Consider the following 14,498-nt stretch of genomic DNA (forward strand, 5'->3'; position numbering starts at 1 on the left):
CGAGCGTGCTCTAGGCTCGGGGCATGAGCACCGAAGAAGGCGCCACCTCCTCCGAGGAGATGAAGCGCAAGTTCAAGGAAGCGCTCGAGAAGAAGAACGCGCAGCACCGACAGGGCGAGTCGCACCTCGACGGCGATTCCGCCGTGCACGGCGCGGCCGCCCCGCAGACGCGGCGCGAGTTCCGACGCAAGAGCGGTTGACCACACGGATGCGGGGGCCGGAATCATCCGGCCCCCGCATCCCTCTCTCCGCTCTGCGGCCTCGCTCTTCAGATCAGCTCAGCGCTGTGCGGCACGGTCCCTGGCCCGCTGCTCCTTCGCCGCCATCTCCGACACGGCCGAGTCGCTGAGCCCCTGCACCCCGACGGCCTGCGGAGCATCCGACATCCCGTGCCCGTCGACGCCGTCCATCATGGACTCGTCGAACGGCAGCTCCCCGCTGAGCACCCGGCGGGTGCGGTCGCGGTCGATCTGCTTGGTCCACGTGCCGATGAGGAGAGTGGCCACCGCGTTGCCCGTGAAGTTCGTCAGGGCGCGCCCCTCCGACATGAAGCGGTCGATGCCGACGATCACCCCGACGCCGTCGACGAGGTCCGGGCGGTAGGCCTGCAGCCCGCCCGCCAGCGTGGCGAGACCGGCGCCGGTGACGCCCGCCGCGCCCTTGCTCGCGATGATCATGAAGACGAGGAGGCCGATCTGCTCGCCGATCGACATCGGCTGGCCCATGCCCGTCGCGATGAACAGAGAAGCCATCGTCAGGTAGATCGCCGTGCCGTCGAGGTTGAACGAGTATCCGGTCGGGACGGTGATGCCCACCACCGGCTTCGAGACGCCGACGTGCTCCATCTTCGCGATCAGACGCGGCAGCGCCGACTCCGAGGACGAGGTGCCGACGATCAGCAGATACTCGCGCGCCAGGTACTTCATGAGCGAGAAGATGTTGACCCGCGTCACCGCCCACAGCAGCGTGCCGAGCACCACCACGATGAACAGGATGCACGTGATGTAGAAGGCGACCATCAGGATGCCGAGGCTCCAGATCGCGGAGATCCCGGTCTTGCCGACCACGGCCGCGATCGCGCCGAACGCGCCGATCGGCGCGAGCCACAGGATCATGCCGAGGATGCGGAACACGAGCTTCTGCAGCTGCTTGACCGCCTCCATGATCGGGGCACCGCGATCGCCCAGCCCCTGCAGGGCGAAGCCGACGAGCAGGGCGATGAACAGCACCTGCAGCACGCTCTCACCCGTGAACGCGGAGAAGAACGTGGCCGGGATGATGGCGAGGATGAACTCCTGCGTGGTCTTCGCCTCGCCCTCGGCCTCATACGAGGAGGCCGCCATGTCGAGCCCGGATCCCGGGTGGATGAGGTTGCCGACGACGAGGCCGATCGCGAGCGCGAACGTCGACATGATCATGAAGTACAGCAGCGCCAGACCGCCGATCTTCCCGACCGTCGCAGCCTTCGCGATGGATCCGACCCCGACGACGATCGTGCAGAAGATGATCGGCGCGATCATCATCTTGATCAGCGCCACGAACCCCTTGCCGAGAGCCTCGAACCCCTGCCCGACCTCGGGCCAGATGAGGCCGACGAGTGCGCCGAGCACGACCGCGATGATCACCGCCACGTACAGCCACGTGTGCCGATCCCAGGCCTGCTTGCCGCGCCGCGAGTTGAACCCCGGCAGACGGAACCCCGTTGTGATGGCCATGTCTTTCTCCTTGATCATGAACGTCGTCGTGTCATGTGTGCGGCGGCATCCTCGTCGCCGATGACATTCACCGTCGCGGACTTCACACCGCGACGCGATTTGTGGTCGTATTGGTCACTACCGAGATCGCCGACGACCGGAGGATGCGATGGCACACGCCTCTGACGGCCGCAGCACCGCGTCGCGCGTGTTCGTCGTGCTCCTCGGGGTCGCGGTCGTCATCGGCGTGCTCGTCGCCGTCTTCCTCGTCGTGGAGGCGCAGCGAGCCATCCGCGCCGAGGCGGAGCGGGTGACGGCCGCCACCGCCGTCTCTCTCGCGGCCGCGCCGGACGTCGTCTCCGCACTGGGTGCCGGAGACGACGACGCCGCGACACGCCTGCTCGAGCCTTATGCGATGACGGTCGTGGAGGACGCCGGCCTCGACTTCATCACCGTCATGACCGCGGATGGCGTGCGCGTCACCCACCCCGACCTCGCACAGATCGGCGGGCGCTATCTCGGCACCATCCCCTCGACCCCTCGGACCCTCACCGAGGAGTTCACCGGCACCCTCGGGCCGTCCGTCCGCACGATCGTGCCGGTCCTGGACCCCGACGGCACACTGATCGGCTGGGTGGCGGCGGGAGTGACGACCGAGGCGATCTCCGACACGCTCATCCGCCGTCTCCCCCTCACGCTCGGGATCACCCTGGGGCTCGTGGCGCTCGGCGCGTGCGGCGCCCTGATCGCTCGCCGCGTCACTCGACGCATCGCCGGAGACCTCCCGCCCGGCCAGCTGCGCGACGCGGTGTCGTCCTACGAGTCCATCCGCACCCTCGGCGAGGCGCTGCGCGCGCAGACCCACGAGCACGGGAATCGTATGCACACCGCGGTCGCTCTGCTCGAGCTCGGTCGCAGCGACGAGGCGATCGAGATCCTCACCGAGACCTCACGCCAGAGCCAGTCCCTCGTCGACCAGGTCACGGCCCGGCGCCAGGGCGACCCCGCGGTCGGCGCCCTGCTGCTGGGGAAGGCATCGCAGGCGAAGGAGCGCGGCATCGACTGGCGGGTGCGGATCGACCCGGAGACCCCGCGCTCGCCGCTGTCGACGGTCGACAGCGTTTCGGTGCTCGGCAACCTCGTCGACAACGCGATGGATGCCGCGGCGGAGTCCGACGACCGCTGGGTGGGCGTCTCCCTCTCGCCGGCCGCGGATGGCGGGATCGTGCTCGAGGTCTCGGACAGCGGACCGGGTGTCCCGAGCGACCGACGTGAGCAGATCTTCCAGCAGGGCTACTCCACCAAGCCCGCCGATGCGCAGGGCCGCGGCATCGGTCTGGCGCTCGTGCGATCGGTCGTCACGGGCGTCGGCGGCACGGTGACCCTGGAGGGCGATCCCACGACGTTCCGCGTCATCCTGCCCGCAGCGGGAGCGCGGAGGCGCCGATCATGATCCGGACGCTCATCGTCGACGACGACGCTCTGACCCTCGAACTCCATCGCGACTACCTCGCACGCCTCGACGGGTTCGAGGCCTCCGGAGAGTGCAGCGGAGCACGTGCGGCGGTGAGCGCGGTGCTGGATCGCCGAGGCGCGGACGCCTTCGACCTCGTCCTGCTCGACATCACGATGCCGGACGGCTCCGGCATCGACGTCCTGCGCGCCCTCCGCGCCAGGGCGGCCTCCGTCGACGTGATCGCGATCACCGGAGTGCGCGACGCCGAGACCGTCCGGCAGATGGCGGCACTGGGCGTCTTCCAGTACCTCGTGAAGCCCTTCCCCTTCGCCGTGTTCAAGGAGCGGATGGAGCAGTACCGGTCGTACCGCGCTCAGGCCCGCACCACCGACGGTGAGGCGACGCAGGCCGAGATCGACGCTCTGCTCGGCCGCGCGACCGGCACGATCCCGCTGCCGAAGGGCTTGTCGGTGGGCTCTCTGGACCGCGTGACCGCTGCACTGCGCTCGTCGGGCCCGCTGTCGGCGAGCGAGGCGGCCGAGCACCTCGGCATGTCCCGCGTGGCCGTGCGACGCTACCTCGAGCACCTGGCCGCCGAGGGTGTGCTCAGCCGCACGGCGCGGTACGGCGCGCGCGGTCGCCCCGAGACCGAGTACCGCTGGAACCGGGGCGGCGACGACGCCTGAGAGCTCAGCGCGGAAGACGCCCCGCGTGCAGTGCACCATCGGGATCGACGACGGCACGGAGCGCACGCAGCCGCTCGAGGTCCGCCGCGGTCCCGCAGCGCTCGAGCGTCTGCCCCGGCACGAGGAACGTCGGCACCGTCTGCGGGGCCTCCGCTCGCGCCAGCACCTCGACGAAGCCTGCGAGGCTCGCGTCCCCCGGTTCGCGCGGAGCGCCGGGGAACAGCGGAGCGAGCGCGTGGAGCAGCCAGCCGGCCGAGGCCAGGGTCGCGAAACCGCTGCGCCGTGGCGCGTCGAGCGCGCCGCCCAGCATCCGGATGTCGATCCCGATGATCGGAGCCTGCTCCGGGAGCTCACGGAACTCCACGAGCGCATCGATCGTGGCGTCGTCCAGCGACGTGAGCGCCATGGACGCGCCACGGCCCGGAGTCGGCTCGATCGGCTCGTTGGACGCGGCCACGAGGGCGCCGGGAGACGTGGCCCCGATCGTCTCGTGCTGCACGACACCCGCGCCGCGGAGCCGATCGATGAGGTCGCCCGCGTCGCCGTCGACGGACAGCGCCTGCACCTCGAGGAAGCTGCGCCCGCGGATCGCCTCGGGCAGCTGCGGCGCGTCGGGCATGCGCATCGAGTTCATGAAGACGTTCAACGTCGCCGGTGCGTCGACGGAGAGGTCGCGCACCGCCCGGATGACGGCGGCCGCGTCCGACACGGCGAACGTGAGGCTCGCACCCCGCAGCGCTGGTGTGCGCACCAGATCGATCTCGAGCGCCGTGACGATCCCGACGATGCCGCCCGCACCCCGCAGCGCCCACATGAGCTCGGGATCGCTGTCGTCGTCGACGCGCTCGTGGGATCCGTCCGCGCGCAGCACCCAGGCCGCGCGCAGGTTGTCGGAGCCGAGACCCGCCGTGCGGCTGAACCACGAGTGCCCGCCGCCGAGCGTGTACCCGGCCACGCTGACGACCGGGCTCGTGCCGGCCGGCGCCGCCCAGCCGGTGCCCTCGAGGGCGTCGACGACAGCGCCCCAGCGCACACCGCTGCCCACACGGAGGATCCCGGCATCCACGTCGACGTCGAGCGCATCGAACGCCGACATCCGCACGATCACAGCACCGTCGAGATCGCCCGATGCTCCGTGTCCGCTCGGCTGGATCGCGAGGCGGAAGCCCGACGCGCGCGCGGCGCCGAGCAGGGTGCGCAGATCGGCGACATCTGCGGGAGCGGCGACGGCGAGGGGCCGCTGATCGATCGCGAGGTTCCACGGCTGTCTCGCCCCATCGAACTCGGGGTCGCCGAGGCGGAACAGAGAGCCGCTCAGTCGGTCACGAAGCGCATCGAACGAGGAGATCGAGGTCATGACGCCACGGTAGGACACCCCTCGGACATTCGACGATGCCCAGTGGTAGCCTCGTGCCGAATGTCCTCAGGGCGGGGTGAGATTCCCCACCGGCGGTGTCACGGCGAGGCCGTGGAGCCCGCGAGCGGAGTCCACGGTGGAGTCTGCAGACCCGGTGCGATTCCGGGGCCGACGGTCACAGTCCGGATGGAAGAGGACGAGAAGGAGCAGTCATCATGCCCAGAATCGCCATCGTCGCCGCGCAGTGGCACGCCGAGATCGTCGATCAGGCCGTCGAGTCCTTCGAGGCAAGGCTCGCGTCACTCGGCTTCGACGACGTCACCGTCCTGCGGGTACCCGGAGCCTTCGAGATCCCGCTGCACGTGCAGCGGCTCGCCCGCAGCGGTCGGGCCGACGCCATCGCCACCTGTGCGCTCGTCGTGGACGGTGGCATCTACCGCCATGACTTCGTGGCTTCCACGGTCGTCGACGCGCTGATGCGCGTGCAGCTGGAGACGGACGTGCCGGTGTTCTCGGCGGTCCTCACGCCGCACAACTTCCACGAGCACGAGGAGCACCGCGAGTACTTCCGCCGTCACTTCTCCGTCAAGGGCGCCGAGCTCGCCGACGCGGTCGTGAAGACGCTCGCCGGACTCGACGCCCTCGCCTGATCGGCCGCGAAGGCGGACATTCGCGTCACTCCCCGGCGAGACCGCCCAGCAGGTGACCGAACGACCGTCCTTCGCCCAGGTACGTGGCCGGGTCGAACGGGTCGGCGGCCGAGGCGGCGTCGCGCCGGGCGACCGCGTCCGCGAGCTCGCGTGCGCCCTTCTCGACGCGCTTCGCGAGCGGGGCGACGTCGTCTCCGGCGCCTCCCCAGTCGCTCGAGGCCGCGAACACGCCCGTCGAGACGGCGTCGGCGTGCAGGTAGGCGAACAGCGGGCGTATCGCGTAGTCGATCGCCAGCGAGTGACGGGCGGTGCCGGCGTTCGCACCGATGAGGACCGGCTTGCCGGTCAGCGCGTCGGGGTCGAGCACGTCGATGAACGACTTGAAGAGTCCCGAGTAGCTGGTCGAGAAGATGGGCGTCACCACGATGAGCGCGTCGGCCGACACCACGGTGTTGATCGCCGTCTCCAGCGCGGGGGGCGCGAATCCGGTGAGCAGGTTGTTCGTGATGTCGTGCGCGTAGTCGCGCAGCTCGATGACGTCGACGCTCGTCTCGATGTCGCGCTCGCGGAGCGCCTTGACCGTCTCGGCGGCCAGGCGATCCGCGAGCATCCGCGTGGACGAGGGATTCGAGAGACCGGCCGAGACGACGGCGATGCGGCGCACGGTCATCTCAGGCCTCCTTCCGGCTGAGCCCGAAGGCCGCTCCGGCCGGTGCCGGCGTGTCCTGGTAGGGCGAGTCGCCGGTCAGGTTGTCGCCGCGGTTCGCACCGGGGCGGGCCTGACGGGTCGGTCCGTCGCCGTACTCCGCCTTCACGCGCGCGGCATGGGTGGGAGCATCCGGCACGGCCTCCGGACGCCCCTTGGCGAGCTCCTTGCGCAGCACGGGGACGACCTCGGAGCCGAGGATGTCGAGCTGCTCGAGCACGATCTTGAGCGGAAGCCCGGCGTGGTCGATCAGGAAGAGCTGGCGCTGGTAGTCGCCGTAGTGCTCGCGCATGGCGGCGTAGCGATCGATGATCTGCTGCGGCGATCCCACCGTCAGCGGGGTCATCTCGGTGAAGTCCTCCATGCTCGGACCGTGACCGTAGACCGGGGCGTTGTCGAAGTACGGGCGGAACTGGTTCGCCGCGTCCTGCGAGTTCGCGGCCATGAACACCTGCCCGCCGAGACCGACGATCGCCTGCTCCGGGGTGCCGTGTCCGTAGTGCGCGTAGCGCTGGCGGTACAGCTCGATCAGGCGCTGGTAGTGCTCCTTCGGCCAGAAGATGTTGTTCGCGAAGAAGCCGTCGCCGTAGTAGGCGGCCTGCTCCGCGATCTCCGGGGTGCGGATCGAGCCGTGCCAGACGAAGGGCGCGATGCCGTCGAGGGGCCGGGGCGTGGAGGTGAACCCCTGCAGCGGCGTGCGGAACTTGCCCTCCCAGTCGACGACGTCCTCTCGCCACAGCTTGTGCAGCAGCGCGTAGTTCTCGATCGCGAGCGGGAGTCCCTGACGGATGTCCTGGCCGAACCACGGGTACACCGGGCCCGTGTTGCCGCGACCGAGCATGAGGTCCATGCGGCCGTCGGACACGTGCTGCAGCATCGCGTACTCCTCGGCGATGCGCACCGGGTCGTTCGTCGTGATGAGCGTGGTCGAGGTGGAGACGATCAGACGCTCGGTCCGCGCCGCGAGGGCGGCGAGGAACGTCGTGGGGCTCGATGACCAGAACGGCGGGTTGTGGTGCTCGCCGATCGCGAACACGTCGAGACCGACCTCTTCGGCGTGCGTGGCGATGGTCAGCGTCGCCTTGATCCGCTCCTGCTCGCTGGGCGTGATGCCCGTGGTGGGATCGCGGGTGATGTCGCTGACCGACATGATGCCGAACTGCATCGCCTGCGCGCCTGACTGCTCGCTCATGATTGCTCCATTTTCCTCGAAGCGGATGACCGCGCATCCGTTTCTATTCATTTGAATGTATATGAGTCAACGCGATGCGGACAACTTTATTCCCGACGGTAGCCTCGGAGGATGAGCAACGCAGCCGCGGCCTCCTCCGGCCCTCCGACCGCGTCGACGGCGCGCCCTCGTCGCCGCGTCCCGTTCTGGGACAACGCCCGCTACGCGTGCATCGTGCTGGTGGTGCTGGGCCACGCGATCCAGCGACTCATCTACGACTCCGACATCGCGTTCGCGTTCTACCTGGCCCTCTACGCGTTCCACATGCCCGCATTCGCGATCATCTCCGGCTACTTCTCGAAGTCCGGTTCGCCGACCAGGACGCAGATGGCCAGGGTCATCACCGACATCCTGGTGCCATACCTCATCTTCGAGGTGCTGTGGACGCTCACCAAGTGGCTCGTCGAAGGTCAGGCCAACCCCAACATCACCAAGCCGTCCTGGACGCTCTGGTTCCTGCTCGCGCTGGGGATCTTCCGCCTGATGCTCCCCTATCTCGCCCTGCTGCGCTGGCCGCTGGCCTGGACGATCGTGATCTCGATCGGCGTCGGGTACCTGCCCAACGTCGACAGCACGTTCTCGCTCTCGCGGACGCTCGGCCTGCTGCCGTTCTTCGCGTTCGGATGGTGGCTCCGGGAGCGCGACATCGTCGCCCGGTTCCGCCTCCTCGACTTCCGCCCCTGGTGGGTGCGGGTCGCGGCCGTCGCGGTGCTCGCGGCGACGGGCTGGGCGGCATGGAACTGGCTTCCGGTGTGGCAGGCGATCGACCTGCGGCACTGGCTGTTCTACGAGGACTCGTACGCCGACCTCGGCGGCGAGCAATGGTGGGCCGGCGGCCTCCGGTTCGCGCTCATGCTGCTCGCCGTCGTCCTCTGCGCCGCGTTCTTCGCGCTCATCCCCCGCGGGACCTACTGGTGGACGCACTTCGGCCAGTACACGATGTACGTTTTCCTCCTGCACTCGTTCGTGCTGTACCCCTTCCGCGAGTCCGGCGCCCTGCGCGACCTCGAGCCGACCTGGATCTGGCTGCCTCTCGTCACGATCCTGTCCGTCGTCGTCGCGCTGGCGCTGGCGACGAAACCCGTGCGTCACCTGTTCCGCCCGCTGGTCGAACCGCGGCCGAAGTGGCTGTTCGCCGACCCCGCTCTCGCCTCCCGCGAGGGGCGGAGGAACGACCCGACCGGATCGCGCCGACCGCGATAGCCTGAACGGATGCTCCGCGCCTCGACCATCCGTGATCGGATCGTCCGGCAGGTGGAGGCATCCGGCTTCGGAGCGCACGGACTGCACGTCCTCATCGGCGCGGAAGCGGCGGACCACCGTTGGACCCCCGACATCCGCGAGGACGTGCATTCCGCGGCGAAGGGCGTCTGCGTCCTGGCGGCCGGTATCGCCGCCGACGAGGGGCTCATCGATCTCGACGCCCCGATCGGGGTCTACGTCGGCGACGTCGATCTCGGCCCCGGGGTCGATCGCGTGACGCTCCGCCGCCTGCTGAGCATGACGAGCGGCGTCGACCTGCCGTGGTCGGAGACGATGATGACCGACTGGCCCGACCTCGCGATCGAGTTCCTGGGCCGCCCGTCACGGGGACCGGTGTTCCAGTACTCGAACGCCAGCACCTACACGGCGATGGCCGTGCTCGCCCGTCGGGTCGGCGATGTCGCCGAGTATCTCGATCCGCGGCTGTTCCGTCCGCTCGGCATCCACGACGTCGCCTGGGAGCGCTGCCCGAACGGCCGGATCGTCGCCGGCGGAGGGCTCGCGCTGCGCACCGAGGAGCTGGCTCGCATCGGCGCGCTGATCCGCGATCGCGGCATGCGGGAGAGGACGAGGCTGATCTCGGCGGAGTGGATCGACGCGATGCACTCCTCCTGGGTCGTGGCGGGAGCGACGCCCGGTTACGACCGCTACGCGCTCGCGGGCTGGGGCGGACCGGGCCGCGCATGGCGGCTGCACGGCGCCTACGGCCAGCTGCTCATCTTCGTGGACGATGCCGTGGTGACCATCACGGCGGACGATCATCCGGGCGCCGACGCCATGGCGGCCGCCATCGTGCGGATGCTCGAGGGCTGACCCGCTAGGCGAAGAGTTCGGCGCCCACGTAGGAGCCGGGCTTCACACCGGCGGGGATCGCCCAGATGCCCGAGCCGACATGCCGGATGTACTCGTTCAGGAGATCGGTCGACAGGCGGCGCTGCAGGGTGATGAACTGCGCGGGGTCGCGCTGGTAGGACAGGAAGAAGAGCCCGGCGTCGAGCCTGCCCAGCTCGTTGTTGCCGTCGACGTAGTTGTAGCCGCGGCGGAGGATGCGGATGCCCTCGTTCTGCTCCGGGTGGGCGAGGCGCACGTGGCTGTTCGCATCGATCGATGCGCCGCCGAAGTCGGGCGCCGTGAACTCGTCACCCCCGGAGAGCGGCGCGCCCTCCCCCTTGTCCCGGCCGATGATCGTGTCCTGCTCGGCGAGACGGACGCGGTCCCACGTCTCGATGAGCATCGCGATCTTGCGGGCCACCAGGTACGACCCGCCCGTGAGCCAGGCCGGTTCGTCGTCGGACGCGACCCACACGTGATCATCGAGTGCTGCCGCATCGTCGGCCAGGATGTTCGCTGTGCCGTCCTTGAACCCGAAGAGGTTCCGCGGGGTCGCCTGGGCGGAGGTGGTGCGCGACGTCTTGCCGAATCCCAGCTGCGACCACCGCAGCCGCGCACGGCCGAAAGCGATCCGGCTGAGGTTGCGGATCGCGTGCACCGCGACCTGCGGGTCGTCGGCGCACGCCTGGACGCAGAGGTCGCCGTGCGACGCCTGCGGGTTCAGGTCGTCTCCGAGGAACGCCGGCAGCCGCTCCAGGCCGGATGGACGGAGGGACGCGATGCCGTAGCGGTCGCCGTCCTCGTTCTCGAAGAGTCCTGGCCCGAATCCGAAGGTGATCGTGAGACCGGCGGCCGGAAGCCCCAGCGCCTCGCCGGTGTCATCCGGGGGCGCCTCCGCCGGACCGCCGACCGCGCCGCTGGCGCTCACCTCGAGCCCCTGCGTCATACGCGCGGCCGCGTACGACCAGTCCTGCAGCAGCGAGATGAGGTCGTCGCGATCCGTGCGCGGCATCATGTCGAAGCTCGCGAAGTGGAGGTGGTCCTGCACGGATGTCGTGATGCCGGCCTGGTGCGCGCCGAAGAACTCATGCACGGGCTGCGCGTCGGCGTGTGCGCGCTCTCGCCCGATCGCCACGCCGCCCGCGAGGCCGGCACCGGCACCCACCGCCAGTCCTGCGACACCGCCGCCGATGGCGAGGCCGAGCAGGCCGCGCCTGCTCAGCCCTGCCGGAGGGGATGCCGCAGCCGTGTCGGCCGTCGCCGTGTCGGCTGCGGCATCCTCTTCTGGTTCGTTCACGTCCGCGATCGTACCGGCTCGGGCGATCAGTCGAGGACCGTGCCGGTCAGCTGCGACAGCGGCTCGGCCAGCGCGTTGATCAGATCGGTGAACTCGCGCTTGTCCGCCTCGGTGAGCTGCGAGTACCCGACGAACCCGTCGGTCAGCGACCCGTGCGCGGCGAGCGACTCCTCGAGCGCCGCGTAGCCGGCTTCGATCTCCTCGACGAGAGCCTTGCCGTCATCGCCCTGCGCGGTGGCGAAGTCCTGCACGAGGGAGAACGCCATCTTGGAGCCCTCGACGTTCGCGGCGAAGTCGTACAGGTCGGTCCCGGACCACCAGTCCTCCTCGCCGGAGATCTTGCCCGTCGCGACCTCGTCGAGCAGCGCGATCGCGCCGTTGGAGATGCCGCCGATGCCCTGGTCGTCCAGCGCCGTGGTGAAGTCGTCCGAGTGGACGTAGTCGTAGAGCTCCTGGGCATCGGCGAGCAGAAGGTCGCCGAAGTCTGCCCGCTCCTGCGGAGTCGACGGCGCCCAGTCCTGCCAGGCGGGGGTCTCTCCGTCGGCGTTCAGCGCGTCCTGCGCGGGCACCCAGAGGTCCTTCTCGATGCGGTGGAAGCCGGTCCAGTCCAGACCCTCGGCGACCGCGTCGACCTCGCGGTAGTCGATGCGCGGGTCGAGATCGCCCAGCGCCTCGGCGACGGGCTCGATGCGCTCGTAGTACGCGCGCACCTGCGGGAAGAGCGCGCGCGCCGTCTCGTCGTCTCCCGACTCGTATGCGGCGACGAAGTCCTCGACGGCCGGCACGAGCTGGCCGACCTGGTCCTTCACGAAGGCCGCGTACAGATCGACCGCCTTCTGCTTCTGCTCGGCGTCGGGTCCGTCGACCGACACGCGGTCACCCGTGACGGTGAACGCCGCCTTTCCGACGCCCTCGCCGATCATGCCCGGCTTGCAGAGCGTGAAGTAGTCACCCGGCTGCGCCACGACGGTCAGCGTGCGGGATGCCGCGGGTGCGATGTTCTCGACCTCGCCGACGATGCGCAGACCGTCCTCCGCGAGCAGGTAGAACTCCGAGACCTGGTCGGTGTCGTTCGTCACGTCGAACGTCAGCGTCCCGCTCTTCGCCGTCGCCGCCGACACGGCGCAGTCCGCGTCTGTCGAGGAGACGTCGAAGGCCGCTGCGGCGTCGACGTCGCTCTTCGCGACGCAACCGCTCAGGACGAGTGCGGCGGCGCCGGTGGCGGCCACCGCCCCGAGGATCCGATGGAAGGTGGTCATGCTGCTCCTTGTGGTGAGTGGGATGCCGTTGCGAGCTGCGGATCCGTCGACGCTCGCTGCGTCGACGGTCGCCGCGAGCGGAGACCGCGGATGTACAGGTATCCGACGATGAGGATGTAGAGCGTCCACGCGATCACCTGCAGCCAGGTCATCGCGGGCATGAACCCGACGGTGGCCTGCAGGATCGCCGCGAGCGGTCCGCCGGGCGCGATCGTCGCCGAGACGTCGAACGCCCAGCCGAACGGCAGGCCCGCCCAGCCGACCGCCACACCGCCCGTGACCGGGTCGATCGGAGCCGCCGCGGTGAACGGCCCGGGAAGGGCGCCGGCCTCCTGGAGGTCCATGAGCGCATAGGCGAGCACGCCGGCCGCGACGATGACGAGGAAGCCGCCGGTCCAGGCGAAGAATCGGCGCAGGTCCAGCTTCACGGCGCCGCGGGAGATCAGCCAGCCGACGATGACGGCGGTGACGAGCCCGAGGAGCGCTCCGAGCAGGGCGGAGGGCGCGTCGCCGAACGACTGCACCATCGACCACAGGAGCAGGGTCGTCTCGATCCCCTCGCGGGCGACGGAGACGAAGCCGATCGCGATGAGGGCCCAGAGCCCGCCGACGGTGAGCGCGCGGTCGATGCCGCCCTCGAGAGTCGCCTTCATCGTGCGGCCGGCGCGCTGCATCCAGAAGATCATCCAGGTCACCATGCCGACCGCGAGCAGCGAGAGGCCGCCGCCGATCAGTTCCTGGGCGGTGAAGGTGAGCTCGTACGCACCGAAGGTGAGCACCGCTCCGATCCCGAGGGCGAGCGCGATCGCGAGCCCGACACCGGCCCAGAGCTTCGGGAGCGCGTCCTGGCGTCCGAGCCGACGGAGGTAGGCGACGAGGATGCCGACGACGAGCGCGGCTTCGAGGCCCTCGCGAAGGCCGATGAGGAAGGTGGCGAGCACGGAATGATCGACTCTCTGGTGAACACTGAGGTAAGGCATCCCTTACTCACGAGACTCTAGCACTGGGTAATGCGACGCAACACACGCCCGCCACCCCCGAAAGCCGACGTAGCCTCGGTCCATGGCTGAACTCTCGCTCCCCATCCTCGACCTCTCCCAGCTCGACGAAGGCCCCGAAGCCGCCGCTCGCTTCCGGGACGATCTGCGCGCGGCGACGCACGACGTCGGATTCTTCTATCTCACCGGCACGGGCATCTCCCCCGAGCTGGAAGCGCGGCTCCACCGTGCGGCGCTCGACTTCTTCGCCCTCCCCGAAGCCGACAAGCTCGCGATCGAGAACGTGAAGAGCCCGCATTTCCGCGGATACACGCGCGTCGGCGGCGAACGGACGCAGGGAAAGGTCGACTGGCGCGAGCAGATCGACATCGGGCCGGAGCGCGAGCCCGTCTCGGGCGGGCCCGCATTCAACCGCCTCACCGGCCCGAACCTGTGGCCCGAGGCGCAGCCCGAGCTCCGGGGCGTGGTCACCGAATGGCACGACACGCTCACCGCGATCGCCCGCAAACTGCTGGGCGCGTGGGCCGTGACGCTCGGAGCAGAGGAGACCTACTTCGACGGTCCCTTCCGTGACCCCTCCACCCTGATCAAGATCGTGCGCTACCCCGGTTCCCACGAGCCCGAGCCGCAGCAGGGCGTGGGCGCGCACAAGGACTCCGGCGTGCTGACGCTGCTCTGGGTCGAACCGGGCAAGGGCGGTCTTCAGGTCGAGCGCGACGGCGAATGGGTGTCGGCTCCTCCGGTCGACGGCGCTTTCGTCGTCAACATCGGCGAGCTTCTCGAATACGCGACCGGCGGGTATCTCAAAGCGACGAATCATCGGGTCATCTCTCCTCGTGCACCCGAGGAGCGCATCTCGATCCCGTTCTTCTTCAACCCCGCGCTCGATCAGCAGCTCCCGCTGCTCGAGCTCCCTGCCGATCTGGCCGCCGCCGCCACGGGCATCACCGATGATCCGAGCAACCCGATTCACGCGACCTACGGCGAGAACGCCCTGAAGTCCCGGCTGCGCGCGCATCCCGATGTGGCGGCGATCCATCACCCCGACCTCGTGGGTGCATCCGCCTGAC

14 protein-coding genes and 1 riboswitch are annotated in these 14,498 nt (G+C 69.5%); of the genes, 7 read left to right on the forward strand and 7 right to left on the reverse strand.

Features of this window, described 5'->3' with window-relative positions; translation table 11 throughout:
- Positions 1 to 23: 23 nt before the first annotated feature.
- Positions 24 to 200 carry a DUF5302 domain-containing protein gene (locus MRBLWH11_RS16305; RefSeq protein ID WP_165808049.1) on the forward strand — a complete coding sequence of 59 codons (177 nt, stop codon included), beginning with the start codon at positions 24 to 26 and terminating at the stop codon, positions 198 to 200.
- Positions 201 to 278: 78 nt separating this feature from the next.
- On the opposite strand, the gene MRBLWH11_RS16310 is transcribed toward MRBLWH11_RS16305, so the two are convergent.
- Positions 279 to 1,715 carry a cation:dicarboxylase symporter family transporter gene (locus MRBLWH11_RS16310; protein ID WP_116635190.1) on the reverse strand — a complete coding sequence of 479 codons (1,437 nt, stop codon included), beginning with the start codon at positions 1,713 to 1,715 and terminating at the stop codon, positions 279 to 281.
- 148 nt (positions 1,716 to 1,863) lie between these two features.
- On the opposite strand from MRBLWH11_RS16310, the gene MRBLWH11_RS16315 reads away from it, so the two are divergent.
- The gene (locus MRBLWH11_RS16315; RefSeq protein WP_341945576.1) at positions 1,864 to 3,147 is read left to right on the forward strand and encodes an ATP-binding protein; all 1,284 of its coding nucleotides are present in this window, start codon (positions 1,864 to 1,866) and stop codon (positions 3,145 to 3,147) included.
- Positions 3,144 to 3,836, forward strand: coding sequence for a response regulator (locus MRBLWH11_RS16320; RefSeq protein ID WP_341945577.1), 693 nt, complete (start codon positions 3,144 to 3,146; stop codon positions 3,834 to 3,836). The genes MRBLWH11_RS16315 and MRBLWH11_RS16320 overlap by 4 nt, the downstream gene beginning before the upstream one ends.
- A gap of 4 nt (positions 3,837 to 3,840) precedes the next feature.
- Here MRBLWH11_RS16320 and MRBLWH11_RS16325 read toward each other — a convergent pair whose 3' ends face one another.
- Positions 3,841 to 5,193 (reverse strand): FAD-binding protein, encoded by a 1,353-nt coding sequence (locus MRBLWH11_RS16325; RefSeq protein WP_341945578.1) that lies wholly within the window; start codon positions 5,191 to 5,193, stop codon positions 3,841 to 3,843.
- A 58-nt stretch (positions 5,194 to 5,251) separates the two neighbouring features.
- Positions 5,252 to 5,395: riboswitch (FMN riboswitch) on the forward strand.
- Between the two features lie 13 nt (positions 5,396 to 5,408).
- Here MRBLWH11_RS16325 and MRBLWH11_RS16330 point away from each other — a divergent pair.
- Positions 5,409 to 5,843: a 6,7-dimethyl-8-ribityllumazine synthase gene (locus MRBLWH11_RS16330; RefSeq protein ID WP_341945579.1), complete on the forward strand. Its 435-nt coding sequence runs from the start codon at positions 5,409 to 5,411 to the stop codon at positions 5,841 to 5,843.
- A gap of 25 nt (positions 5,844 to 5,868) precedes the next feature.
- On the opposite strand, the gene MRBLWH11_RS16335 is transcribed toward MRBLWH11_RS16330, so the two are convergent.
- A complete protein-coding gene (locus MRBLWH11_RS16335; RefSeq protein ID WP_341945580.1) occupies positions 5,869 to 6,513 on the reverse strand; it encodes an FMN reductase in 645 nt (214 codons plus the stop codon).
- A gap of 1 nt (position 6,514) precedes the next feature.
- On the reverse strand, positions 6,515 to 7,741 hold the full coding sequence (locus MRBLWH11_RS16340; protein WP_341945581.1) for an LLM class flavin-dependent oxidoreductase: 1,227 nt from the start codon (positions 7,739 to 7,741) through the stop codon (positions 6,515 to 6,517).
- A 111-nt stretch (positions 7,742 to 7,852) separates the two neighbouring features.
- Here MRBLWH11_RS16340 and MRBLWH11_RS16345 point away from each other — a divergent pair, with 111 nt between their 5' ends.
- Both MRBLWH11_RS16345 and MRBLWH11_RS16350 read left to right on the forward strand, forming a co-directional pair.
- Complete coding sequence (locus tag MRBLWH11_RS16345; RefSeq protein ID WP_341945582.1) at positions 7,853 to 8,983, forward strand: acyltransferase family protein; 1,131 nt, start codon at positions 7,853 to 7,855, stop codon at positions 8,981 to 8,983.
- Between the two features lie 9 nt (positions 8,984 to 8,992).
- Positions 8,993 to 9,856, forward strand: a complete 864-nt coding sequence (locus tag MRBLWH11_RS16350; RefSeq protein ID WP_341945583.1) for a serine hydrolase — start codon at positions 8,993 to 8,995, stop codon at positions 9,854 to 9,856.
- A gap of 4 nt (positions 9,857 to 9,860) precedes the next feature.
- On the opposite strand, the gene efeB is transcribed toward MRBLWH11_RS16350, so the two are convergent.
- Genes efeB through efeU form a run of 3 tightly spaced genes read right to left on the reverse strand, consistent with a single transcriptional unit; the run spans position 9,861 to position 13,371 of the window.
- Complete coding sequence (gene efeB, locus MRBLWH11_RS16355; protein WP_341945584.1) at positions 9,861 to 11,171, reverse strand: iron uptake transporter deferrochelatase/peroxidase subunit; 1,311 nt, start codon at positions 11,169 to 11,171, stop codon at positions 9,861 to 9,863.
- 26 nt (positions 11,172 to 11,197) lie between these two features.
- Positions 11,198 to 12,430: an iron uptake system protein EfeO gene (gene efeO, locus MRBLWH11_RS16360; RefSeq protein ID WP_116635200.1), complete on the reverse strand. Its 1,233-nt coding sequence runs from the start codon at positions 12,428 to 12,430 to the stop codon at positions 11,198 to 11,200.
- On the reverse strand, positions 12,427 to 13,371 hold the full coding sequence (gene efeU / locus MRBLWH11_RS16365) for an iron uptake transporter permease EfeU (RefSeq protein WP_341945585.1): 945 nt from the start codon (positions 13,369 to 13,371) through the stop codon (positions 12,427 to 12,429). Before efeU ends, efeO begins: the two co-directional genes overlap by 4 nt.
- Before the next feature lie 121 nt (positions 13,372 to 13,492).
- Here efeU and MRBLWH11_RS16370 point away from each other — a divergent pair, with 121 nt between their 5' ends.
- Complete coding sequence (locus MRBLWH11_RS16370) at positions 13,493 to 14,497, forward strand: 2-oxoglutarate and iron-dependent oxygenase domain-containing protein (protein ID WP_341945586.1); 1,005 nt, start codon at positions 13,493 to 13,495, stop codon at positions 14,495 to 14,497.
- The last annotated feature ends 1 nt before the right edge of the window (position 14,498 follow it).

Source organism: Microbacterium sp. LWH11-1.2, assembly GCF_038397745.1.
GTDB lineage: Bacteria > Actinomycetota > Actinomycetes > Actinomycetales > Microbacteriaceae > Microbacterium.